The sequence below is a fragment of the Micromonospora sp. ATA51 genome, assembly GCF_016802855.1.
Lineage (GTDB): Bacteria > Actinomycetota > Actinomycetes > Mycobacteriales > Micromonosporaceae > Micromonospora > Micromonospora sicca.
This window is the reverse complement of record NZ_JAEVHJ010000007.1, coordinates 1-19,874: the sequence shown is the minus strand read 5'-3', so window position 1 is coordinate 19,874 and position 19,874 is coordinate 1. Positions and strand designations below refer to the sequence as shown.

The following is a 19,874-nucleotide window of genomic DNA, read 5'->3' as shown; positions in this document are numbered from 1 at the left end:
GAAACAGGAAACCTCACGGGCGACCGTGAGAACCGCGGCCCTCCAAGGCCGGAAGGATGTCAATCGGCAGGGGGATACAGCGCACAGGTCTCGACGGCGCCCTTCGGCTGGCTCGGGCTCTGCCAGCGCAGGTGCAGGTTCGAGCCGCCGTAGTGCTCGAAGTACTCGACCTTGATGTCGTAGCTGGTCCCCGCCCGCAGGGTGATCGGGGCGGCGGTCCGCTCGACGTCCCAGTTGTCCATCCAGTTGTCGATCAACAGTCGCCCGTCGACCCACAGCCGGAAGCCGTTGTCGCCGATCATCGAGAAGGTGTAGGTCTCCGAGTACCTGGGCACGATCGAGCCGGTCCACCGGACCGTGACGTCGTCGGACTGGCCGGTGCGCTGCCGCAGGACCGGTTCGAGATCGTCGAAGTCGAGGTTGGGGTCGACCGCGGACGATTTCAGCGCACCGAAGTCGAAGGCCCCCGGTCCCGTACTCACGTAGTAGTCGCCGCGCAGGCCGCGCGGCTGCGCCGGGTCGTAGCCGACCTCGACGGTCGCCCGGGCGTGCGTCGACTGCCGCACCCCGCCGACGGTGTAGACAGCCTCGCCGGTCAGCGCCGCGTCGTCGCACGGCGCCACACCGTCCGCCGGGCGGACCGACCACCTGGTGGTGATCGTCCCGACCGGTGGCACGCGCCGGGTGAGCACGGCGTCCAGGGGCGTCACCGTCCATCCGCGCGGCGCCGCGAGGCTGACCGAGACGTCCTCGGCGGGCCGGTCGGACCGGTTGGTGAACGTGGTGGTCACGGTGGTGGCCTGGCCCGGCCGCACCGACACCTGGCCGCCGTCGCCGACGACGAATCCGGCGGCCGCGCTGGAGGTGCTCCATGCCTGCAGTTCGTTGACGCCGACGAACGCCCCGACGGGGTTGGTGAAGAGCAGCCGGAGCCGGTCGGTCGTCAGCGCCGGGAAGGTGATCCGGTTGAGGCCGTTCCCGATCGGCTGCTGGCTGGAACGGCGCTGCTCCGGGACGTCGACCCAGGCGCCGTCGGTCCAGTACTGCAACCGGTAGTCCGCCGCGGCCTGTACGCCGCCCCCGTCGTCGTAGCCGTACCAGCGCACGTCCTGGACCCGGGTCGGGCCGCCGAAGTCGACGCCGTACCAGTCCTGCGCGTTGGGCGACCGGTAGTTGGTCCACCGGGTGTTTTGCGGCACCTCGTTGAACCACACCTTGCCGTCGAGCGCGTTCCAGGGATTGTCGTACGGCGAGGTGTAGGACGCGATGGGCTTTGGGTAGCCGGTGCGCAGGGAATTCGCCGCGTCGTTGACCAGGCGTACGGTCTGCGGGGCCGGTTCGGTCGCGCCGACCGGCACGGTGAGCGGGCCGGGCTCGGCGGCCACCGTACGCAGCGCGCCGTCGACGTACACGCGCAGCCCGGCGCCCTGCCCGTAGTGGGAACCGTCGCGATCCCACAGGACCGTCACGTTGTGCCCGTGGTAGGGCACGTTCTCGATCGCGTAGTGGTCCCAGGCGTCCGGCACCAGCGGCTTCAGCTTCAGCGTGCCGCCGTCCTGTGGGCGCAGGCCGAGCAGACCCGAGATGACCAGGTCGGTGTACGACGAATGGAGGTAGTCCTCGCTGTGCGAGTGTCCGTCGTAGATCCAGCGTTTCTCGTCCGGGTGGTGTGCCTCGGCGACGTACGGCCGGCGTCGCGGTACTGGGTGAGCGCATAGGTCCGCAGCAGGGCGTAGTAGTCATCGCGGCCGATGTCGTCCTGCGCCGGCTGGTCGTCGAGCAGGTTCGCCAGGCCGGTCAGCGCCTGTGAGGTGCTGTACGGCCAGGACGGTCCGTCCCAGTGGCAGCACCCCTGGGCGGCCTCGCTCATGAAGTAGGGGCTGCGCCGTTCGACCGTCGTCGGCCCGTACGCCGAGGCGAAGCCCTGCGGGTCCAGCAGCTGCCGCCAGGCCACCGAGTCGGCCGGCTCGGCCAGGCCGAACTGCCACGGGATGAAGCCGACCTCGGTGCGGACCTGCTGCCGCTCGTGGGTCGGGTTGTTCTCGTCGACGATGTCCAGCCAGAACTTCGCCTCCGGGTCCCACAGCCACCGGTGCGCGTTGGCCTTGAGCGCCGCCGCACGCCCGGCGTACTCGGCGGCGACCTTCTCGTCGCCGTTGCGCCGGGCGATCGCGCTGATCGCCAGCGCGTCGCCGTACTGGTAGGCGTTGATGGACGGCCGGAAGGTGTGCACGCCGCCGAAGTGGTCGCTGGAGGCGTAGCTCGCCGGGGAAAGCTCCTTGGAGTCCCAGACCGGGCGCTGCCAGTAGAGCCCCAGCTCCGGATCGAAGTGGTTGTCCCAATCGCGGTACTGGGCGATCAGGGCGTCCTGCAGGCGCTGGAGGAAGGCGAAGTCGCCGGTCACCTGCGCGCGATGGTAGGCGGCCGTCGCCGCCCAGAAGCTGTACTCGTGCGCCCAGTCGGGCGCCTCGGGGTTGACCGTCTGCGGCCGCTGCCCAGGGCCGGTGAGCCAGAACGTCAGATAGTCGTTCAGGTAGCTCCGGTCGCGCACCCAACGACCCTCGGTGACGTGGTGCCCGGCTGCGGCGTTGATGGCCTGGTACGGCGCGGCGTACCCGCAGCAGTCGAGGAATTCGGTCAGCACCCAGCCGTCGGTCGGGCCGGTGTAGCGCAGGTGCTCCTTCCACACCCGCCAGCGGTAGTAGTAGACGTCCTGGATCTGCTGGTCGGGCAGGTCCACGAAGGGGATGTTCGCCTCGTACCAGGCCGGCTCGGCGTACCCGGTCAGGTAGCGCCGGTGGTCGAGGAAGTGGGTGCCCGCGCCGACGGTGGGATACGGCGACGCGGCAGCCAGCGGCGGCGGGCCCTCCGGCGGTGCGGCGGCGCCGGGGGCGGCCGTCGCCGCCGCGGTCAACACCGCGGCGACGACGGCGACGAGGCCGGTCTGCCTCACTTGCTGGCTCCCGCTGCGTAGAGCTGGGCGACCTCGGCGGCGGACAGGGCGCGGTCGTAGACCTGCACCTGGTCGATCGCGCCGCGCCAGTAGTCGACCGGGCCGCTGTTGTACCAGGCCCGTCCGATGACCGTCGGTCCGCTGGACGCCTCGCCCAGGCAGGAGCTGGCCGTGCCGGCCCGCTGCCCGTCGACGTAGAGCGTCAGCGTGCCGGTGGCGGCGTCCCGCACGCCGACCAGGTGGTACCAGCGGCCGGTCTGCGGTGCGGTCGGCGCGAGCGCCCGGACCCCGGCGAAGCTGAACGCGAACCGGTTGTCCGCGCCGGAGTACTGCAGGAAGAAGGCGCTGTGGTTGCTGCCGTCCTGGCTCACCGCGGTGGCGAACCCGCCGAGGCTGTCCAGCTTCAACCAGGCGGACGCGGTGTAGTTGCCGGTGGTGTCGAGGATCGCGGCGCGGGTGTCGACGTACTGGTTCACGCCGTTGAGCTGCACCGCGCTGCCGGAGTGGCCGGTGGTCCACGTCGCGCCGTTCATCAGCGTCCCGTCGTGGTTGCCGGCCTTGTCGTCGGTCACCGTGCCGGTGCCCTCGTCCAGCGGCCACCAGCCCACCCCGGTCAGCCCGGGCGTGCCCGGCGGCAGCTGCGGCGCGTTCGCGCCGGTGCCGTCGACCGAGCGGACGATGGCGCGGTTGACGTCCCGGACCCGGTCGAAGTCCATCTTCTGGATCTGGCGGTCGTAGGTGTAGAACCCGTTGACCTCGTGCTCCACGTCGGTGGTCTGGGTGTAGACACCGCCGGAGAGCCCGCAGCGGTTGGCCACGGTCAGCAGGTCGCGCTGGTTCTCCACGTAGCGTCGGGTGAGGGTGGCGCTGTCCGGCGTCATCTCGTAGCCGTGCCCGTCGCCGAACCACATGTGGCCGGGCACCTCCAGCCCGAGGCCGCCGTGCTCGCCGTCCACGGCGACCCGGTCCCCGCTGGGGATCGGTGAGGCCGGGCCGAGGTACTGGTGGAAGTCGATGATGTCGCCGCGCCCCGAGTCGCCCTTGGAGGCGCAGCAGTTCACGCCGCTGTGCGCGTTGACCATCCGGCTCGGGTCCTGGGCGCGCAGCTCGTCGGCGATCCGGCCGGTAGCGGTGCGGTCCCACTCGCCCCAGCCCTCGTTGAACGGCACCCAGACCGTGATGGAGGTCCAGCTCTGGTGCTCGTCGACGATCTCCTTCAGCTGCCGCTCGAACTCCTGCTGCGCGTCGACCGGCGGGATACCGCCGGTACGCATGGCGGGCATGTCCTGCCACACCATGAGGCCCAGCCGGTCGGCCCAGTAGTACCACCGGTCCGGCTCCACCTTGATGTGCTTGCGGATCGTGTTGAAGCCGAGCCGCTTGGTCTCGGCGATGTCGAAGCGCAGCGCCTCATCGGTCGGCGCGGTGTAGATGCCGTCCGGCCAGAAACCCTGGTCCAGGGTAGACAAGTTGAACAGAATCTTGCCGTTGAGGGCCAGGTGGAGCTTGCCGTCCGCGCCCTTGACCTTGGTCACCTCGCGCATGCCGAAGTAGGACTCGACCCGGTCGACCTCCTTCGGGCCGTCCAGCACCCGCACCGTCAGGTCATAGAGGTACGGCGAGTCGGGCGACCAGAGCTGCGGGTTCGGCACCGGGACGCGCAGCTCGGCGCCGGCCGGTCCCGAGGCGCGGCCGACGACCCTGTTGCCGGCGTACGCGACGGCCTCGACCGTACGGCCGTCGCCCTCGGCGACCTGCGCGGTGAGCCGGAGGCTAGCATCGTCCACGTCGGGCGTCATCCGCAGCCGGTCGACGTGGCTCGCCGGCACCGGCTCCATCCAGACGCTCTGCCAGATGCCGGACGACGAGGTGTAGAAGATTCCCCGGTCCGGCACGTTGCGCTGCTTGCCGATCGGCTGCCAGGTCTTGTCGGTGCGGTCCACGACGCCGACCACCAACTCCTGGGCGTTCCGGCCGCGCAGGGCGTCGGTGACGTCGACGCTGAAGCTGTCGTAGCCGCCACGGTGGGTGGCGACCTTGACGCCGTTGACCCAGACCGTGGCGTCGTAGTCGACGGCGCCGAAGTTGAGGCGCAGCCGCTCGTCGCCGCCGATCCGCCAGCTCGCCGGCACCTGGAAGGAGCGCCGGTACCACATGCGGTCCTCGTGCCGCTGAATGCCGGACAGCGCCGACTCGATCGGGTACGGCACGAGCACCCGCTCGCTGAGCTGCTCGCCGATCGGCGGGGCTTCGCCTTCCTGTGCCCCCGCGAACTGCCAGACCCCGTTCAGGCTCTCCCACCTCTTACGGACCAGCTGCGGCCGGGGGTAGTCGGGAAGCGCGTTGTCCGGCGACACCTGGCGGTCCACGGCGTGGCGATCGGTGGTGTGCCCGGATGCCAGGTCGCCTCGGCGCGCGCGACCCCTGGCACGCCGCCGATCACGCAGGCCGCGGCGATCAGCGCGGTGGCTGCTCTTCTCATCGTTCAGGGCCCCTTTCTCACGAGCGTGGCGTGAGAGCGCAGGCCGCAGCGCCCGGGCCCGGGCCAGCGGTGGGGCCGGCCAGGCCGGGTGGAGGCCTGCCTGAAATCGTTGGGAAACAATCAACCACCGTCACGATCCCAAGTCAATACCATTCGATCAGATCCGGTCAGAAACGATCCGGGAGCGCTTTCACCAGGGTCCGGAGCGGTGCAGAGTACGATCAGAAGCAGACCGATCCGTTCACGAAGAGAGGACAACGTGGCACCTGGCGACGACTCCCGGACGGCGACCGAGGGCCGGCGAACCATGTTCGCCGCCGAGCGCCGGCAACGCATCCTCGAACTGATGCACGCCAACGGTGCGGTCTCACTGCGGGACATCGCCCAGGCCGTCCAGTCCTCAGAGGTCACCGTGCGACGTGACCTGCGGATCCTGGAGGCCGACGGGCTGCTCAACCGCCATCACGGCGGCGCGACCCTGCCCGGCGCGCTGGCCACCCCACCCGGCGCGCTGTCCCGGGAACCCACCTACGCCCAGAAGGCCCAGGTCGCCGCCGCCGAGAAGGCCGCCATCGCCGAGCTCGCCGCCTCGCTCGTCGAGGACGGCGACGCCATCGTCATCGGCGCCGGCACCACCACCCAGCTCTTCGCCCAACAGCTCACCCGGTACGCCGAGCTCGCCGTCGTGACCAACTCGCTGCTGGTGGCCCAGGCGCTCGCCAACGCGCCGCGGGTCGAGGTCGTCCTCACCGGCGGCACGCTGCGCGGCGCCATCCTCGCGCTGGTGGGCAGCGCCGCCGAGCGCTCGCTCGCCGGTCTACGGGTGCGCCGGGCCTTCATCTCGGGCAACGGTCTCACTCCCGAACGGGGCGTCTCCACGCCGAACATGCAGGTCGCCAGCGTCGACCGGGCGCTCGCCGCGGCCGCCGAGGAAATCGTCGTACTCGCCGACCACACCAAGATCGGAGTCGACACCATGGTGCAGACCATCCCCACGGACGAGATCGACCACCTCGTGACCGACGACGCCGCCCCCCGCGACGTGCTCGACGAACTGGCCAACCGGGCCGTCCGGCTGCACGTCGCCCGCCCCTGACGTCTTTACCTTTGCACCCGCCGTGCGCAATCATTCGCCTCAGCCGACTCGCCGGCCGCTACGAGGAGGCACCGTGGCAGGCAGCAGCACCGTGATCGAAGCCGCAGGCGTGGTCCGCGACTTCCCCGGCACACGCGCCCTCGACCACGTCTCGATCACGCTCCGGCGGGGCGAGGTGCACGCCGTTCTCGGCGAGAACGGCGCCGGCAAGTCGACGCTGGTCAAGGTGCTCTGCGGCATCGACCGACCGGACGCCGGGGTGCTCCGGCTGCACGGCACGCCGGTACGCTTCTCCTCCCCCCGCGACGCCGAGCGCGCCGGGATAGGCGGGGTCCACCAGGAGGCCAATCTCGTCCCCCAGATGAGCATCGCCCGCAACCTGTTCCTGGGCCGCGAACCGCGCCACCGGCTCGGCCTCATCAACGTCGCGCGAATGAACACCCGGGCGCGCGACATCATGGCCGGCTGCGGCCTGAGGATCGACGTACGACAGCCCCTCGAGTCGTTCGACGCCGGGATCCAGCAGTTGGTCGCCGTGGCCCGCGCGGTCGCCACCGGCACCTCGGTGATCGTCCTCGACGAGCCCACCGCCGGCCTGGACGACGACCAGGTCGAACGACTGCTCAGCATGCTCGACACGCTGCGCGACCAGGGCCGGTCGATCGTCTACGTCAGCCACCGTCTCACCGAGATCGAGCGGATCTGCGACCGGGCCACCGTGCTGCGCGACGGCCGGCTGGTACACACCGGCCCGCTCGCCGGCCTCGACCGGATGCGACTCGTGTCGCTGATGCTCGGCCGCCGGGTGGCGCTCGGGGCGACCGCCCCCGGCGGCGCATCAGCCGTCGAGCCCGCCGACCCGCCGATCCTGCAGGCCACCGGCCTCACCCGCCGCCACGTGCTCGGCGGCGTGTCGATCAACCTCCGACCGGGCGAGGTCGTCGGCCTCAGCGGCCTGCTGGGCGCCGGTCGGAGCGAGACGGCGAAGGCGATCGCCGGCGCCATGCCGCTGGACGCCGGGCAGGTGACCGTCTCCGGCGCCCGCCTGCGCCAGCGCTCGATCGCCGGCGCCGTCCGCGCCGGAGTGGGACTGCTGCCGCAGAACCGTACGACCGAGGGCATCATCGCCTCGCTGTCGGTCCGCGACAACATCGCGCTCGCCGCACTCCCCCGACTCTCCCGCGCCGGCATCGTCTCCGAGGCCCGGCTCGACCGGATCGTCGAGAACTTCACGCGGCGGCTACGGATCAAGGCGACCAGCCCGCACCAGCCGGTCGGGGAACTCTCCGGCGGCAACCAGCAGAAGGTGCTGCTGGCACGCTGGCTCGCCACCCACCCGCGGGTGCTGATGCTCGACGAGCCCACCCGTGGCATCGACATCGGCACCAAGTCCGAAGTGCAGGCCCTCATCGACGATCTCGCGGTGGACGGGCTGGCGGTCATGCTGATCTCCTCCGACCTGGAGGAACTCGTCGGTTCCTGCGACCGCGTCCTGGTGCTGCGCGACGGCGCCGTCGCCGGTCAGTTGACCGGCCCGAACGTCACCGAGAAGAACATCATGGCGCTGCTCGCGGCGACCTGACCACCGCCGCACACGACGTGAACGACGGCCCCTCCGGTCACGACACGACCCTGCCCCTGCCGAAAACCTCATCCGCCCTGGTGGGAGTCGGTGTACGGGGTGTCAGGGATCTTGACCCAGTTGTTTGCGCTGGGATCTCGGTCGGCTGGTGATCGCTGCGGCATGATGGTCCGCCGTGCTGCTGCGACTGGCTTACTTGGATGGACGAACGTGTTCGCGGTGCTGCGCCTGCTACCGATGAGCAATCGGGACAAGGATGTGGAGATCCTTGCCTGCGCCATCAGATCACCGTACTGGAGCGCCAGCTCGGCAAGGAGAAGGTGCGGTTCGACGCGACTGATCGGGCGTTCCTGGCGGCGCTGCTGCACCGGCTGCCGCGCGACGTGCTGCGCGAGGTGCGGCTGCTGGTGCGTCCGGATACGGTGCTGCGCTGGCACCGCGACCAGGTCACCCGCCGCCACGCGGCCCGGTCCCGGTCCAAGCGCCCGGGCCGGCCGCGGGCCGTGCGCTCCATCCGCACCCTGGCCTTACGCCTGGCGCGGGAGAACCCCAGCTGGGGGTACCGCAGAATCCACGGCGAACTGCTGGTTCTGGGGGTGAAGGTGGCCGCCTCCACGGTGTGGGAGATCTTGAAGGAGGCAGGCATCGACCCGGCACCCGAGCGCGCCTCCAGCACCTGGGCCGACTTCCTGCGCTCCCGGGCTGACGCCCTGCTGGCATGCGACTTCCTCGAGACGGTCACCCTCACCGGGGCGCGGATGTACGTGCTCGCGGTGATAGAGCACGGCAGTCGCCGGGTCCGGATCCTGGGCGCCACCCCGCACCCGACCGCCGTATGGACAGTGCAGGCCGCGAAGAACCTCGTTATGGACCTCGAAGACGCCAGTTACCGAGCGCGGTTCATGATCCGAGACCGGGACGGCAAGTTCCCCGCGCTGTTCGACGCCGTCGTCACCGAGTCGGGGATCGAAATCGTGCGCAGCGGCGTCCGAATGCCAAGAATGAACTCGGTCATGGAGCGGTGGGTGCAGACCTGCGAGAACTCCTCGACAGGACCTTGATCTGGAATCAGCGCCACCTGCTCCACGCCCTGCACGAGTTCGAACAGTTCTACAACGGGCACCGCCCGCACCAGGGCATTGCGAACGCCCGTCCGCTCCGCTCGCTACCTGCGCCGATCGCCGATCCACACAAGATCACCCATCTCGACATACGCCGACGTGATCGGCTCGGCGGCATCCTCCATCAGTACGAACATGCCGCCTGACCTGTGCGGATGGGGTTTTCGGCAAGGGCAACCACCCTGCCAGCCGTCTTGACCTGGGCGGGTATCAGCGATGATCCGGCTCGGGCGAACGAGACACGGACGGCGCGGGTGCGGGCGGTCGAGGCCGGCCTGGCAGCGCTACCACAGGTCGCCGATCAAACCGGGGCGGACCAGAACAGCGTCGACCGGCTGCGCGCGGACTACGAGAGCGTCCTTGATGAGGCTCGCTCCGACGATCGGAAACGGGCCGTAGCACAGGCGCGGGAGATGGAGAGCGAATCACCACCTCGCCTGACCGTTTCGTACGGCTTTCGGTGCCCGCCTGGCCCGCCGCTGCAACGGCCCCGACGGACCGCTATCGGCCGGCATGTGCCTGCGCGATGGCCGGCGTGCGGTCGGTGCTCGGGGCGAGCAGGGCCAGCCTGGTCTCCTGGTCGACGTGCTTGGTGAGGTTGGCCCCGACCTCGGTGATGATGACCTCGAGGGTGGGCCAGACCTCGCCGTGCAGGAGGTGCCCGCCGACGGTGGTGCCGTCCCGGCGGCCGAGAACCGTGTGTATGTGCAGGGCGATCTTGCCGCGGTCGTCGGCGATGTCGCCGAGCAGTGACAGGACCTCGACCTGTTCGGGCACCGGGATGCGGTCGTAGGCGCGCCGCTCGCGGTCGAAGTAGCCCACCTCCGCCGAGCGGAACCCGCCGACTGCCGTGACCCTCGCCCCCCGGATGTCGCACTGCTGTGCCGCTTGGTGGATGGCGGTCACCGCGTCCTCGCCCTTATCGACGGCGACGACCACTACGCGCCGGCCGCTGTCGGCCAATTCTAGTGTCTCCATAATCCTGCCTCCCCTACTTTGCCGGTGAGCTGCGGTTACACCTCCGCCGCCCAGCGGCCCAGCCGTTCCCGGTGTCGTGCCATCTGCGATACCCGTTGCTGGTGCCGCCATTTCGATCTCGGAGCAGATCATTTTCCTGCGAGGGCCGACACTTGGGTCGTCACGTCTTAGGGCGTTTCCCGACCCGGCCACCGGGTAGCACAATGCCCCCACGCAGGGACGTGCCGAGTCTCCTCCTCAGGGTGCGGGGTCGCCGGGTATACGTCGTATCAGCCATTCGGGTTTGACCGTCTTATTCAGGACTTGAGGGTGTGCCGTGACGACGACAGGTCGCAGACCGACCCCAGCCGAGCCGATGCCTGGAGACATGCCTGAGCGGCGCGTCGAGGATGAAGTGCTGCGGGAGCTGCCGCCCGAGCTGGGTCCGAACACGGTGGCGATTGTCGAGGGCAATGCGTTCATGTTCTCCGAGGCCACTGGGGATGTGCCACGTGGTTCGATCGGTGGGCTGGTGTTCGCTGACACCCGGTTTCTCGACTGTTGGCGGCTGACGTTGAACGGTTCCCCGTTGCTGGTACTCGATTCGGCTCCGGTGGAGGCGTATGCCGCCGCGTTCTTCCTGACAAACCCTGATCTGCCGGGGCTGCGCGGGAACAGTGTGGGGGTGCGTCGAGAGCGTCTCGTCGGTCAGGGAATGCAGGAGAGTGTCATTCTGCAGTGCTTCTCGAACAAGCCGGCGTCTGTACAGCTTCGGTTGGAGGTGGGCGCGGATTTCGCGGACATCCTTGAGATCAAGGAGACGGTCACGGACCGGTCGGAGAAGATAGTTCGGCGGCACGCTCCGGATGGCTCACTGCTTGCCTTCGATTATCAGAATGGGTCATTCTCGGCGACGGCGGAGGTGCGGGTTGAACCGGCGGCTGACCGGGTGGAAGGTGATGACCTGGTATGGGATATCCAGCTGCAGCCCGGTGAGCAGTGGGGCTGCGAGCTGACTATCCCGTGTTTCCATGGCCCAGTGCCCGACACGTATCTCACGGCTCGTGAGTTCCAGCGGGTCTTCGACGGCAACAAGGATGATCCGGCAAACAGGTGGCGCGCCGCCGCGCCGACGCTCCAGGCGGACTCCCAGGTGCTGCGTGACGTCTTCGAGAGGTCCGTGGATGATCTGGTCGCGCTGCGAATCCAAACGCACCTTGACGGCCAGCGCTTGGACTTCCCGGCCGCAGGCCTGCCCTGGTTCCTCGGCATGTTCGGCCGGGACTCGCTGATCACCGCGTACCAGACGATCTGCTTCGGTCCACGCCTGACGCGGGGCGCCCTTCGCACTCTCGCTCGGCACCAGGGCGACGAGGTGGACGACTTCCGGGATGAGGAGCCAGGGAAGATCATTCACGAGGTCCGGACCGGCGAGCTGACACAGCTGGGCATCAAACCCTACGACCCCTACTACGGCACCGCTGACGCCACGCAACTGTGGCTCATCGTCTTGTCCGAGTACTGGCGGTGGACCCGGGACGACGAACTCGTGCGGGACTTGCGCGACAACGTCGACGCCGCACTGCGGTGGATCGACGAGTACGGTGACAGGGACGGCGACGGCTACGTGGAGTACGCGACCCGATCCCCGCAAGGCCTCGGCAACCAGTGCTGGCGTGACTCGTGGGACGGAGTGCAGTTCGCCGACGGCAGCATCCCCGTGCTGCCGATCGCGACCTGCGAAATCCAGGGCTACACCTACGACGCGAAGCTGCGGATTGCCGAACTCGCCGACGGCGGACCGCTCGACGACCCCGCGCTGGCACAGCGGCTACGTGTCGAGGCGAAGGAGCTCCGCACGCGCTTCAACCGGGACTTTTGGATCGAGGATCGGGGCGGTTACTACGCGATCGGACTGGACGGCGACAAGCGCAAGATCGACTCGATGACCTCGAACATGGGGCACCTGCTGTGGAGCGGCATCGTCCCGGAAGACCGGGCGAAGATCGTGGCCATGCAGCTGATGTCCGACGAGATGTTCTCCGGCTGGGGCGTACGCACCGTGTCGACCGTCGATCGCGGCTACAACCCGATCGGCTACCACATGGGCACCGTCTGGCCGCACGACAACTCCCTGATCGCCCACGGACTTGCCTGCTACGGATATCGCCAGGAGGCGAACCGCATCATCACGGCGATGCTCGACGCGGCGCGAGGTTCAAACTTCCGCCTGCCGGAAGCGTTCTCCGGCTACGACCGGTCCTTTAGCCGAACTCCCATACGCTACCCGACCGCCTGCGATCCTCAGGCATGGGCGAGTGGCGCTCCGCTGCTGTTCCTCCGCACCATGCTGGGCTTCGACGCACGTGACGGACAACTCGTCCTGGATCCCGCGTTGCCGGAAGGCTTCGGCCGGATCTTGTTGGCTGGCACGAACGCATTCGGCAAGCGCTGGGACATCGCAGTCAGCGATGGGGTGATGGACATTCGTCCCGCCCATTGAGCCCTTTTCATCGTGATGAAGGGCGGTTGACCAGGCGGGCGAGGCGGTGTGTCGCTGCTCCAGATAGGACAAAGCTCCCGGTAGGACAGCAGTCGACCAAGAACGACCGCCCAGCACGGGAGCTTCGTTGCTGACCTATCCAGCCAGCATCCCGCTGTCCAGGCGCAACCTGACCCGTCTGAACGACCTGATCCACACCCGTCGCCGCACCCTCGACGCCGCTGGCGCCGGCTGCCCGCGCATCAGCAGGCGCTGATGGCCTTGGCCTACCTGCACAACGGCGACACCCTTACCCGCGGCCGGGTTCGGGGTATCGCTAACGACAGTGTGGCGGTACCTGCGGGAAGCCGTCGGTCTGCTCGCCGCCCACGCCAGGGGTGATCTCGGTGCGTTGGCGAAAGGAGCCGGCCGGGCCGGTGAAGGTGCCCAGGTGCAAACGCTGGAGTTCGTCGCGGATCTCGGGCCAGCGCTGCCCGGTCTTGGTCTCGGCGATGCGGATGAGTAGCAGCGCCAGCCAGCACAGCAGCACGTGGGCGCGGATGAGGTCCTCGACACGGTGGTAGACCGGCCGAAGGTCGATGATCTGTTTCACGTCGCGCCAGCCGCGCTCGACTTCGAGGTCCCGAACGGATGTATCACCAAAGCTCCCTGCGACGGCGAAGCCGCAGGGAGTTCACCGGTGGACCGTTGACGAGCAGGAGACGGAGCGCCGTACCGGCGCGGCCGATCATGCGGATGAGTTCTTGAAGTAGTGGCCTTGCTCGAGGTCCTCGATGAGCCCCGGCTGGACCGGCCGCCACCCGAGCAGTTCGCGGGTGAGCGCGCTGGAGGCCGGCTGGTCGACCGCGAGGATGGCCCCGAGGAAACCGAGATCCTCGGCACGGAGGGAAGCCGTTGGCAGGTTCAGGTGGCGGCCGATCACCCCAGCGATGTCGCCGATCGGCACACCTTCGTCGGCGACCGCGTGCAGCGTCGATCCCGCCGGGGCCTTCTCCAGCGCCAGGCGGAACAGGTGCGCGGCATCGAGCCGGTGCACGGCGGGCCAGTGGTTGGACCCGTCGCCGACGTAGCCGGAGACGCCCTTGTCGCGGGCGATACCGACCAGCATCGCGATGAAGCCAGGATCTCCTTCGCCGTGCACCGACCGGGGCAGCCCCACGACGGACGAGCGGACGCCGCGTGCGGCCATGCCAAGAGCCGCCTTGGCGTTCGCGCCCCGGCCCGCCGCGAGTGAGCCGGGAGCGGGCTCGTCACGTTCGGTCGCCACGGCCCCAGGCAGTGCGGGGGTTCCGGAGGCGATGACGAGGGGCTTGCCGGAGCCCTCGAGTGCGGCGCCCATCGTCTCGATGGCGCACGCGTCGGCTTGTACCGAGGCCTCGAACTGGGTGAAGTCGTGGATGAACGCGAGGTGGATGATCCCGTCCGTGCTGGTGGCCCCGGCGCGCAGGGTGTCCAGGTCGTCCAGGTCGCCGCGGAGTACCTCGGCTCCCGAGGCGGCAATGGCGGCGGCCGAGGAGTCCGACCTGGCGAGCCCGAGGACCTGATGACCCGCGCCGATGAGCTGGGGCACGACGGCGGAGCCGATCCAACCGGACGCGCCGGTGACAAACACACGCATGAGAAGAACCTCCAGGTGATCGACGTCCTCGGCGCGGGACTCCCGTCGCGACATCCCATGTCAGTCGCTGTCATCAGCGTAGCACCCCATGTCAGCCACTGTCATCAAGTATGATCGGGAGTATGGGTCGATGGGAGCCAAACGCGCGCGGCCGGCTGGAGCAGGCCGCCCTGGAGCTCTACATCGAGCGCGGGTTCGAACAGACCACGGTGGCGGAGATCGCCAAGCAGGCGGGGCTCACCGAGCGAACGTTCTTCCGGCACTTCGCCGACAAGCGCGAGGTTCTGTTCGGAGGCACGGGCAGACTGCAGGAGCTCCTCGTAAGCACCATAGCCAGCGCGCCTGATTCCGCCGCGCCGATCGACGCGATAGCCGCGGCCTTCGAGGCCGCCGGCACCGTACTGCAGGAGCGTCGCGAAATCGTCCGACAGCGCCAGACCATCATCGCCGCGAACGCAGAACTCCAAGAACGCGAGCTGATCAAGCTCGCATCACTCGGCTCGGCGCTCGCCGACGCGTTGCACCGACGCGGCGTCACAGATCTAGCCGCGAGCCTGGCCGCCGAGGCAGGGATCGCCGTCTTCAGGATCGCGTTCGAACACTGGATCAACGACACCGGCCAGCCAGACTTGCCGCAACTCATCCGAGAGTCGCTCGACGAGCTCAAAGCCGTGACCGCGGGCAAATAACGGCAGGCGCAAACACTCCCGGGAAGCAACGAATCAGCTGGTTCTTCGACGTCGACCTGCAGCAAATGGGCGATCGCGGAATCGTCGTTGAGATCGACCACCAGGACAAAGAGCAACCGCTGCGGCTCATGCTCGTCGTCGGTAACCTGAGCAACGACTTAGTTGCGGCGTGACCGCCGCCGCCCGTGCCAGCGATGTCCTGCGCACGTCCTCTTCTGCCGCAGCCCGGGGTCACGGCCCGTGACGAAACGTGCGGTGGCACCCGTGCACGGTCGTGGCCGATGTGCGGACGCGGTGACGTTCAACGCCACCTCGGCCATTCCCGCCCACCGTGGCGTCGAACCGTTCTCTCGCCCGCCAGTGGGTATCCAGGGAAGGCGCAGGGATCGTTGGTGCTTCGAGGATGCTGCCCATCACCGGGCCATTGTGAACGTGCAACCCTCCGGCATGGCCGGGCAGGATCCGGATCTCGCGCATCTCGACGCGCTCAGCCTGGCGTACGCGGTCGAACCGGCATCCAGGATGACCGTCCGGGAAATCGGCTGGTCGACGATGGGGGCGGCGGCTCTGGTCAAGGTCTGCCTCCATCGTGGTTCATTGCCATGGTCATGGGCAACGGCAGGCGTGCACGGGCTCGTGCGCATTCGACGGCGATGTCTACGTCGGGGCGTCGACCATACTCACCATGGCCGGAGCGGTCGGCGCCACCGGGGCGATCCTCACTCTCGCAAACGCCGAGCCGGAGCGCTGCGTCGCGGCGTTCGCCGGCGACGGTGCCGCCCAGCGCGCCCTCTACCCGGCCCACGTCGCGGCGTCCCGGACCTTCCCCGCGGGAGGACCTGGCCTGGCTCTTCCCGGGGCCTCCGTCGAGGAGCGGCCGAATCAGGGAACTGGTCGCCGACAGGTTCGGCGTGTCCCGTGCCGTCCGGATCGGGCGCTGAGCAGATGAGTGTGGTGGAGCCGATGCTGCTGCCCTTCGGGGGCACGGAGCCGGAGGTCGCCGAGGAGGCCTGGGTGGCGCCGGGTGCGACGGTCATCGGAGCGGTACGCCTCCTCCCCCGGTCGAGCGTCTGGTACACCGCCGTCCTGCGCGGCGACGGCGACACCATTGCGAGGTCGGCCTGGAAGACCGCGTCCAGGAGTCCGGCGTCCTCGACGCCCGGGGCGACGACGACCTCGCCCAGTTCCAGGCCGCGCAGGCTGGCCGTGACCACGTCGTCAGCGCTCATGCGGGGGACCACGCTCATGTCGAGACCTTGGCGCTCGTGGAACTCGGTGGTCACCACGCCGGGGCACACGACCTGAACCTTGACGCCCGTCCCCTCGAGCTCGGCGCTCAGCGTCTGGGACATCGCGACGAGGTGGGCCAGGGTGCCGGCGTAGACGGCACGACGGGGCATCACCGAGCTCGGTGCTGGACCGCTGAAGGCGATCATGCCGGCGACGTTGATGATGGTGCCTTCGCCTCGCTGCTGCATACCGGCGACCGCGGCGCGCGAAAGCATGGTCGGGGCGACGACCTTGACGTGCACGAGTTCCCTGGCTTTGTCGGCGGGAAGCTCCGCGAGCGGCATGTAGTGCGACACACCGGCGTTGTTCACCAGCATGGTCAGCGGCTCCGACGCGCACACATCGGCGATCGTGTCCACACCGGCGTCGGTGGACAGGTCTGCAGCCACTATCTGAACCTTGGCCTCGGGATGCGAGGCGGCGAACTCGTCCAAGCGGTCCTTTCGCCGACCGGCGATCACCAGGTCGTAGCCGTCGGCGGCCAGGCGTTCGGCGAAGGCCTTGCCGATGCCGGAGGTGGCGCCGGTGACGAGTGCGAGCTTGTTCATGGTCCTGTTCCTTTCAGTTGTGCTCATGCCTGTTCGCCGTTGAGCCAGGCTCTCTCCGTTGCGTAATGCCGGGCAACGTCCTCTGGGCGGTCGTCACCGAGCAGATCGGGGCTCAGGGGTGCCCCCGCCGCGAACTACATCTCCGTGCCGCTGACCAGTCGCTGGAAGTACCACGCCAGGCACCGGTATGAGGCCCGGTAGCCGCTCAGGTCGGCAGGATCGATGTCGAGGCGGGTGGCCGGCATCGCGGGAGTGAGGGTGTCGCGTTCGTAGATTGAGGTGATTCGCGTGATGCGCCACGTGCCGTCGATGCGCCGTGCGCGGTACTGGGAGCGGCAGTAGGAGACGAGGTCCGCCGCGACTCCAGCGACAGTGATGGGGAACTCGATGCCGAGTGCAAGTTCGGCCCAGGACCGATCACCGTTCACCCTGACGGCCGGCGGGGACAGCCGGTGACGACCCCAAACCCCGTCAGCAGAGCGGAGCCGGGTCTGCCGGACGAAATCGTGAGCGCTGCCGGTGAACCAGCTCATATCAATGACGGCCTCGGGCGCGAAACACTCGGCCATCTCCTCCCACCAGCCGCGGTCGCGGCTCTGCCGCTCACCGAGCACCAGTTGGGACACGGCCTCGGTGTCCGCAGATGCCGCGGGCGTCCCGATCTCGGTCCACACTGTCTGCCGTGGAGTGTTCACCGGTTGAGCTGCCGAACAAGATCAGGCAGCCGGTTGGCTCCGGGCAGGCCACGAGCGGTCGCCTCGGCCGCCTCGACTCCGGCGGCGGTCATTGCCTCCTCGAACAACTGCATGTCGAGTGCCTCGACACGCGACAGGTGCTCGACGGTGTCCGGGGTGACCATCGTGTTCAGCAGGGTCAGCGCGGCGCTGGTAGCGCTGCCGAGCTTGAGCCCTTCCACCAGGGTCCCCGGGTCGAGACCGGCCCGTAGCCCCAAGTCGACGACGTCGGCGATGGCGGCCTGGTTCATCATCAGCAAGGCATTGTTGAACAGCTTGGCCATCTGTCCCGCACCTGCCGGGCCAGCATGCACGACATGGGTGGCGAAGGACCGACGGACCGGTTCACAACGCTGGGCGACGGCCTCCGCGCCCCCGACGAGGACCGTCAGCGTCCGAGCCTGCGCGCCAGGTCGACCCCCGCTGACAGGCGCGTCGAGCGCGTCAACGCCCCTGTCAGCGCACAACTGCACCAGCCGGATCGCATTACGCGGGACGCCCGTGCCGTGGTTCACCACCACCGACCCGGGACGCATGCCGTCCAGCAAGTCGTGCGAGACGATCTGCAGCACGTCCTCGTCAGTGGGTACAGCTAACGCGACCATGTCACAGGCCGAGGCGAGGTCGGCAATGGTGGTGTGGTGTGACGCACATGCTCCGCTTCGCCCAGCGCATCCATGGACGCCGGGCGGCGCGCCCACACGTGCAACTCGTAGCCGCTTTCGACCAGTGCGATCGCCATCGGCAATCCCTGGTCGCCCAGGCCGATGAACCCAACCGTACGAACGACCCCGGTCGTCCCAGCGGCTTCAGCCGTCCCGGCACCTGTGCTCGTCATGTCGCTCACCCCGCGACCCGGTCGAACTCGACGGCGATGGGCAGCAGGGCAAACGCCGGGTCACGTCCCTCCGGGCGACTCCAGACCCACAGACCGGCCGGCTCTGCCGTGCCGTAACCACCGACGATTAGGCCCATGGTCGCGGTTCCCGCCAGGTTGTGCGCCGTCATAACTGGTCCTCCCACACAACTTGTCCGTCCCGCCACCGCCCGCGAAGCGTGCCCGCGTTCCCCGCCGCTGCCGCGCTAAACGGCGCCGAGCACATGACACGGGCCTCAGGCAACAGCCGCGGACTGATCCGACGCGCCGGCCACAGGCCCCATTGCCCTGACCAGCGCCGCAACGACAGACGACAGCGGCTATGCCGGATGATGCTGGCCGGCGATTCAGGCGGTATGGGGGTTTACTTCCGGGAGGCGAGTACCACGATGGCGAGGACCCAACCGACGAACAGTCCGTAGATCCCACCACCGGCGGCCCAGCCGAAGGAGCCACGCAGGCTCGCGTCCACCTGGACGAACGCGGCAAGGAGGCCGGCGGACGCCGCGGCGAAAACGTAGGCTCCCCAGCTCGAGAAGAACAGCCGCGCGCTGCGCGGTGCCCCTGCCGCAACCATGAGGGACACGAAGACGCCAGTCAGCACCACGAGCAGGATTGCCTTGATGTCGTTGGCGAGGATGGTCCGCACCGAATCATCAGAGCTGAACGACCAGGTCGGCCACGCCAACTGCTTGAGAAAGAATCCCCACGCATCGTTCGAGGTGTGGTTCTTCGCCCAGTCTGTGTAGGCCGGGTTGCCGAATGCGATCACCAGGATCAGGGCGGCGAGTACCGCTGCGCCCGTCACGGTACGGACCCGCCCGGCTGCAGTGGTAGCCATACGGACAGTGTGAGGTGTGACCCCGGGCGAAGCAATCCACGAGGGTGAATTGTCACCAGGGACATCAACGGCCCCGCAGTGGATAGCAGTCGGCCGGCCGCAAATCACCGGCGGCCTGGCGATCCACACTGCCCCGGTGGGAGGAACGACTGGCCATTCGCGTTAGCCCCCGCGTCAACCAGTACGCCCTACCGACCTTGGCCCGTCCGGGGAGGCTGGTAGCCCTTTCGCCCACGGCGCCGGCGTTAGGGCTACGTCCTGCACGAACCGCCGCCGGCGACGTGCGTCATGGCCCGGTGCCGACAGACGTTGGAGAGCACCCGGAGGGTTCCGGCCCATCCCGGGTGATCACCAGCGGCTCCGAGCCCAGCTCGATGCTCAGGTAGGTGCCACCGTTGCCGATCACCTGCCGACCGGCCGGCCGCGGCACTACCCGTCCGACACCACCGACGCCGAATGGCGGATCCTGGCCCCGCACGTGCCCGCCGGAACCGGGCGTGGACGGCCGATCATCTACCCCCGCCGGGACGTCGTGGATGCGATCCGCTACCTCGACCGGACTGGCTGCCAGTGGGACGCGCTG

19 protein-coding genes and 1 pseudogene are annotated in these 19,874 nt (G+C 68.8%); 8 read left to right on the top strand and 12 right to left on the bottom strand.

Features of this window, described 5'->3' with window-relative positions:
• Positions 1–59 precede the first annotated feature (59 nt).
• Genes JNW87_RS02580 through JNW87_RS02570 form a run of 3 tightly spaced genes read right to left on the bottom strand, consistent with a single transcriptional unit; the run spans position 60 to position 5,322 of the window.
• Complete coding sequence (locus JNW87_RS02580) at positions 60–1,526, bottom strand: PA14 domain-containing protein (protein WP_238452887.1); 1,467 nt, start codon at positions 1,524–1,526, stop codon at positions 60–62.
• Positions 1,527–1,540: 14 nt separating this feature from the next.
• Positions 1,541–2,953 carry a trehalase family glycosidase gene (locus tag JNW87_RS02575; protein ID WP_238452886.1) on the bottom strand — a complete coding sequence of 471 codons (1,413 nt, stop codon included), beginning with the start codon at positions 2,951–2,953 and terminating at the stop codon, positions 1,541–1,543.
• A complete protein-coding gene (locus JNW87_RS02570) occupies positions 2,950–5,322 on the bottom strand; it encodes a LamG-like jellyroll fold domain-containing protein (protein WP_238452885.1) in 2,373 nt (790 codons plus the stop codon). The genes JNW87_RS02575 and JNW87_RS02570 overlap by 4 nt, the downstream gene beginning before the upstream one ends.
• A gap of 372 nt (positions 5,323–5,694) precedes the next feature.
• Here JNW87_RS02570 and JNW87_RS02565 point away from each other — a divergent pair, with 372 nt between their 5' ends.
• The 4 genes from JNW87_RS02565 (at position 5,695) to JNW87_RS02550 (ending at position 9,380) form a co-directional block, all read left to right on the top strand.
• The gene (locus JNW87_RS02565; protein ID WP_201749579.1) at positions 5,695–6,531 is read left to right on the top strand and encodes a DeoR/GlpR family DNA-binding transcription regulator; all 837 of its coding nucleotides are present in this window, start codon (positions 5,695–5,697) and stop codon (positions 6,529–6,531) included.
• A 73-nt stretch (positions 6,532–6,604) separates the two neighbouring features.
• Positions 6,605–8,113, top strand: a complete 1,509-nt coding sequence (locus tag JNW87_RS40400; protein WP_238452884.1) for a sugar ABC transporter ATP-binding protein — start codon at positions 6,605–6,607, stop codon at positions 8,111–8,113.
• Positions 8,114–8,433: 320 nt separating this feature from the next.
• Positions 8,434–9,174, top strand: coding sequence for a transcriptional regulator (locus JNW87_RS02555; RefSeq protein WP_238452883.1), 741 nt, complete (start codon positions 8,434–8,436; stop codon positions 9,172–9,174).
• Complete coding sequence (locus JNW87_RS02550) at positions 9,135–9,380, top strand: transposase (protein ID WP_238452882.1); 246 nt, start codon at positions 9,135–9,137, stop codon at positions 9,378–9,380. Before JNW87_RS02555 ends, JNW87_RS02550 begins: the two co-directional genes overlap by 40 nt.
• Positions 9,381–9,735: 355 nt before the next feature.
• On the opposite strand, the gene JNW87_RS02545 is transcribed toward JNW87_RS02550, so the two are convergent.
• Complete coding sequence (locus JNW87_RS02545; protein ID WP_161557808.1) at positions 9,736–10,212, bottom strand: PPC domain-containing DNA-binding protein; 477 nt, start codon at positions 10,210–10,212, stop codon at positions 9,736–9,738.
• A gap of 367 nt (positions 10,213–10,579) precedes the next feature.
• Here JNW87_RS02545 and JNW87_RS02540 point away from each other — a divergent pair, with 367 nt between their 5' ends.
• A complete protein-coding gene (locus tag JNW87_RS02540) occupies positions 10,580–12,694 on the top strand; it encodes a glycogen debranching N-terminal domain-containing protein (RefSeq protein ID WP_238452881.1) in 2,115 nt (704 codons plus the stop codon).
• Between the two features lie 127 nt (positions 12,695–12,821).
• A pseudogene (locus JNW87_RS02535) lies at positions 12,822–13,085 on the top strand (transposase family protein); the annotation flags it as partial.
• On the opposite strand, the gene JNW87_RS02530 reads toward JNW87_RS02535, so the two are convergent.
• Positions 13,011–13,286 carry a hypothetical protein gene (locus tag JNW87_RS02530; RefSeq protein ID WP_201749412.1) on the bottom strand — a complete coding sequence of 92 codons (276 nt, stop codon included), beginning with the start codon at positions 13,284–13,286 and terminating at the stop codon, positions 13,011–13,013. The pseudogene JNW87_RS02535 and the gene JNW87_RS02530 overlap by 75 nt on opposite strands.
• 135 nt (positions 13,287–13,421) lie before the next feature.
• Complete coding sequence (locus JNW87_RS02520; RefSeq protein WP_238452880.1) at positions 13,422–14,312, bottom strand: SDR family oxidoreductase; 891 nt, start codon at positions 14,310–14,312, stop codon at positions 13,422–13,424.
• 122 nt (positions 14,313–14,434) lie between these two features.
• Between JNW87_RS02520 and JNW87_RS02515 the strand changes: the two genes are divergently transcribed.
• Positions 14,435–15,001 carry a TetR family transcriptional regulator gene (locus tag JNW87_RS02515; protein WP_109799609.1) on the top strand — a complete coding sequence of 189 codons (567 nt, stop codon included), beginning with the start codon at positions 14,435–14,437 and terminating at the stop codon, positions 14,999–15,001.
• 719 nt (positions 15,002–15,720) lie between these two features.
• On the opposite strand, the gene JNW87_RS02510 is transcribed toward JNW87_RS02515, so the two are convergent.
• The 6 genes from JNW87_RS02510 to JNW87_RS02485 all read right to left on the bottom strand — a co-directional run bounded on the left by JNW87_RS02510 (position 15,721) and on the right by JNW87_RS02485 (position 19,258).
• Positions 15,721–16,839 carry an SDR family oxidoreductase gene (locus JNW87_RS02510; RefSeq protein WP_238452879.1) on the bottom strand — a complete coding sequence of 373 codons (1,119 nt, stop codon included), beginning with the start codon at positions 16,837–16,839 and terminating at the stop codon, positions 15,721–15,723.
• A gap of 134 nt (positions 16,840–16,973) precedes the next feature.
• The gene (locus JNW87_RS02505; protein WP_309233884.1) at positions 16,974–17,513 is read right to left on the bottom strand and encodes a nuclear transport factor 2 family protein; all 540 of its coding nucleotides are present in this window, start codon (positions 17,511–17,513) and stop codon (positions 16,974–16,976) included.
• Positions 17,514–17,530: 17 nt separating this feature from the next.
• The gene (locus JNW87_RS40395) at positions 17,531–18,274 is read right to left on the bottom strand and encodes an NAD(P)-binding domain-containing protein (RefSeq protein WP_309233883.1); all 744 of its coding nucleotides are present in this window, start codon (positions 18,272–18,274) and stop codon (positions 17,531–17,533) included.
• Complete coding sequence (locus JNW87_RS41230) at positions 18,166–18,411, bottom strand: NAD(P)-binding domain-containing protein (protein WP_368666209.1); 246 nt, start codon at positions 18,409–18,411, stop codon at positions 18,166–18,168. The genes JNW87_RS40395 and JNW87_RS41230 overlap by 109 nt, the downstream gene beginning before the upstream one ends.
• Before the next feature lie 5 nt (positions 18,412–18,416).
• Positions 18,417–18,581 (bottom strand): hypothetical protein, encoded by a 165-nt coding sequence (locus JNW87_RS02490; protein WP_161557737.1) that lies wholly within the window; start codon positions 18,579–18,581, stop codon positions 18,417–18,419.
• 233 nt (positions 18,582–18,814) lie between these two features.
• Complete coding sequence (locus JNW87_RS02485) at positions 18,815–19,258, bottom strand: hypothetical protein (RefSeq protein ID WP_238452877.1); 444 nt, start codon at positions 19,256–19,258, stop codon at positions 18,815–18,817.
• A gap of 370 nt (positions 19,259–19,628) precedes the next feature.
• On the opposite strand from JNW87_RS02485, the gene JNW87_RS41225 reads away from it, so the two are divergent.
• Positions 19,629–19,874, top strand: a 246-nt coding sequence (locus JNW87_RS41225) for a transposase (protein ID WP_375373452.1), incomplete at its 3' end; no start/stop codon positions are given.

What these genes read in the sequence shown, in the direction of transcription:
- JNW87_RS02540 (WP_238452881.1), top strand. Translation starts at nt 10,580, where the DNA reads ATGCCTGAGCGGCGCGTCGAGGATGAAGTGCTGCGGGAGCTGCCGCCC.
- JNW87_RS02490 (WP_161557737.1), bottom strand. Translation starts at nt 18,581, where the DNA reads ATGACGGCGCACAACCTGGCGGGAACCGCGACCATGGGCCTAATCGTC.
- JNW87_RS02510 (WP_238452879.1), bottom strand. Translation starts at nt 16,839, where the DNA reads ATGAACAAGCTCGCACTCGTCACCGGCGCCACCTCCGGCATCGGCAAG.
- JNW87_RS02545 (WP_161557808.1), bottom strand. Translation starts at nt 10,212, where the DNA reads ATGGAGACACTAGAATTGGCCGACAGCGGCCGGCGCGTAGTGGTCGTC.
- JNW87_RS02515 (WP_109799609.1), top strand. Translation starts at nt 14,435, where the DNA reads ATGGGTCGATGGGAGCCAAACGCGCGCGGCCGGCTGGAGCAGGCCGCC.
- JNW87_RS41230 (WP_368666209.1), bottom strand. Translation starts at nt 18,411, where the DNA reads ATGACGAGCACAGGTGCCGGGACGGCTGAAGCCGCTGGGACGACCGGG.
- JNW87_RS02520 (WP_238452880.1), bottom strand. Translation starts at nt 14,312, where the DNA reads ATGCGTGTGTTTGTCACCGGCGCGTCCGGTTGGATCGGCTCCGCCGTC.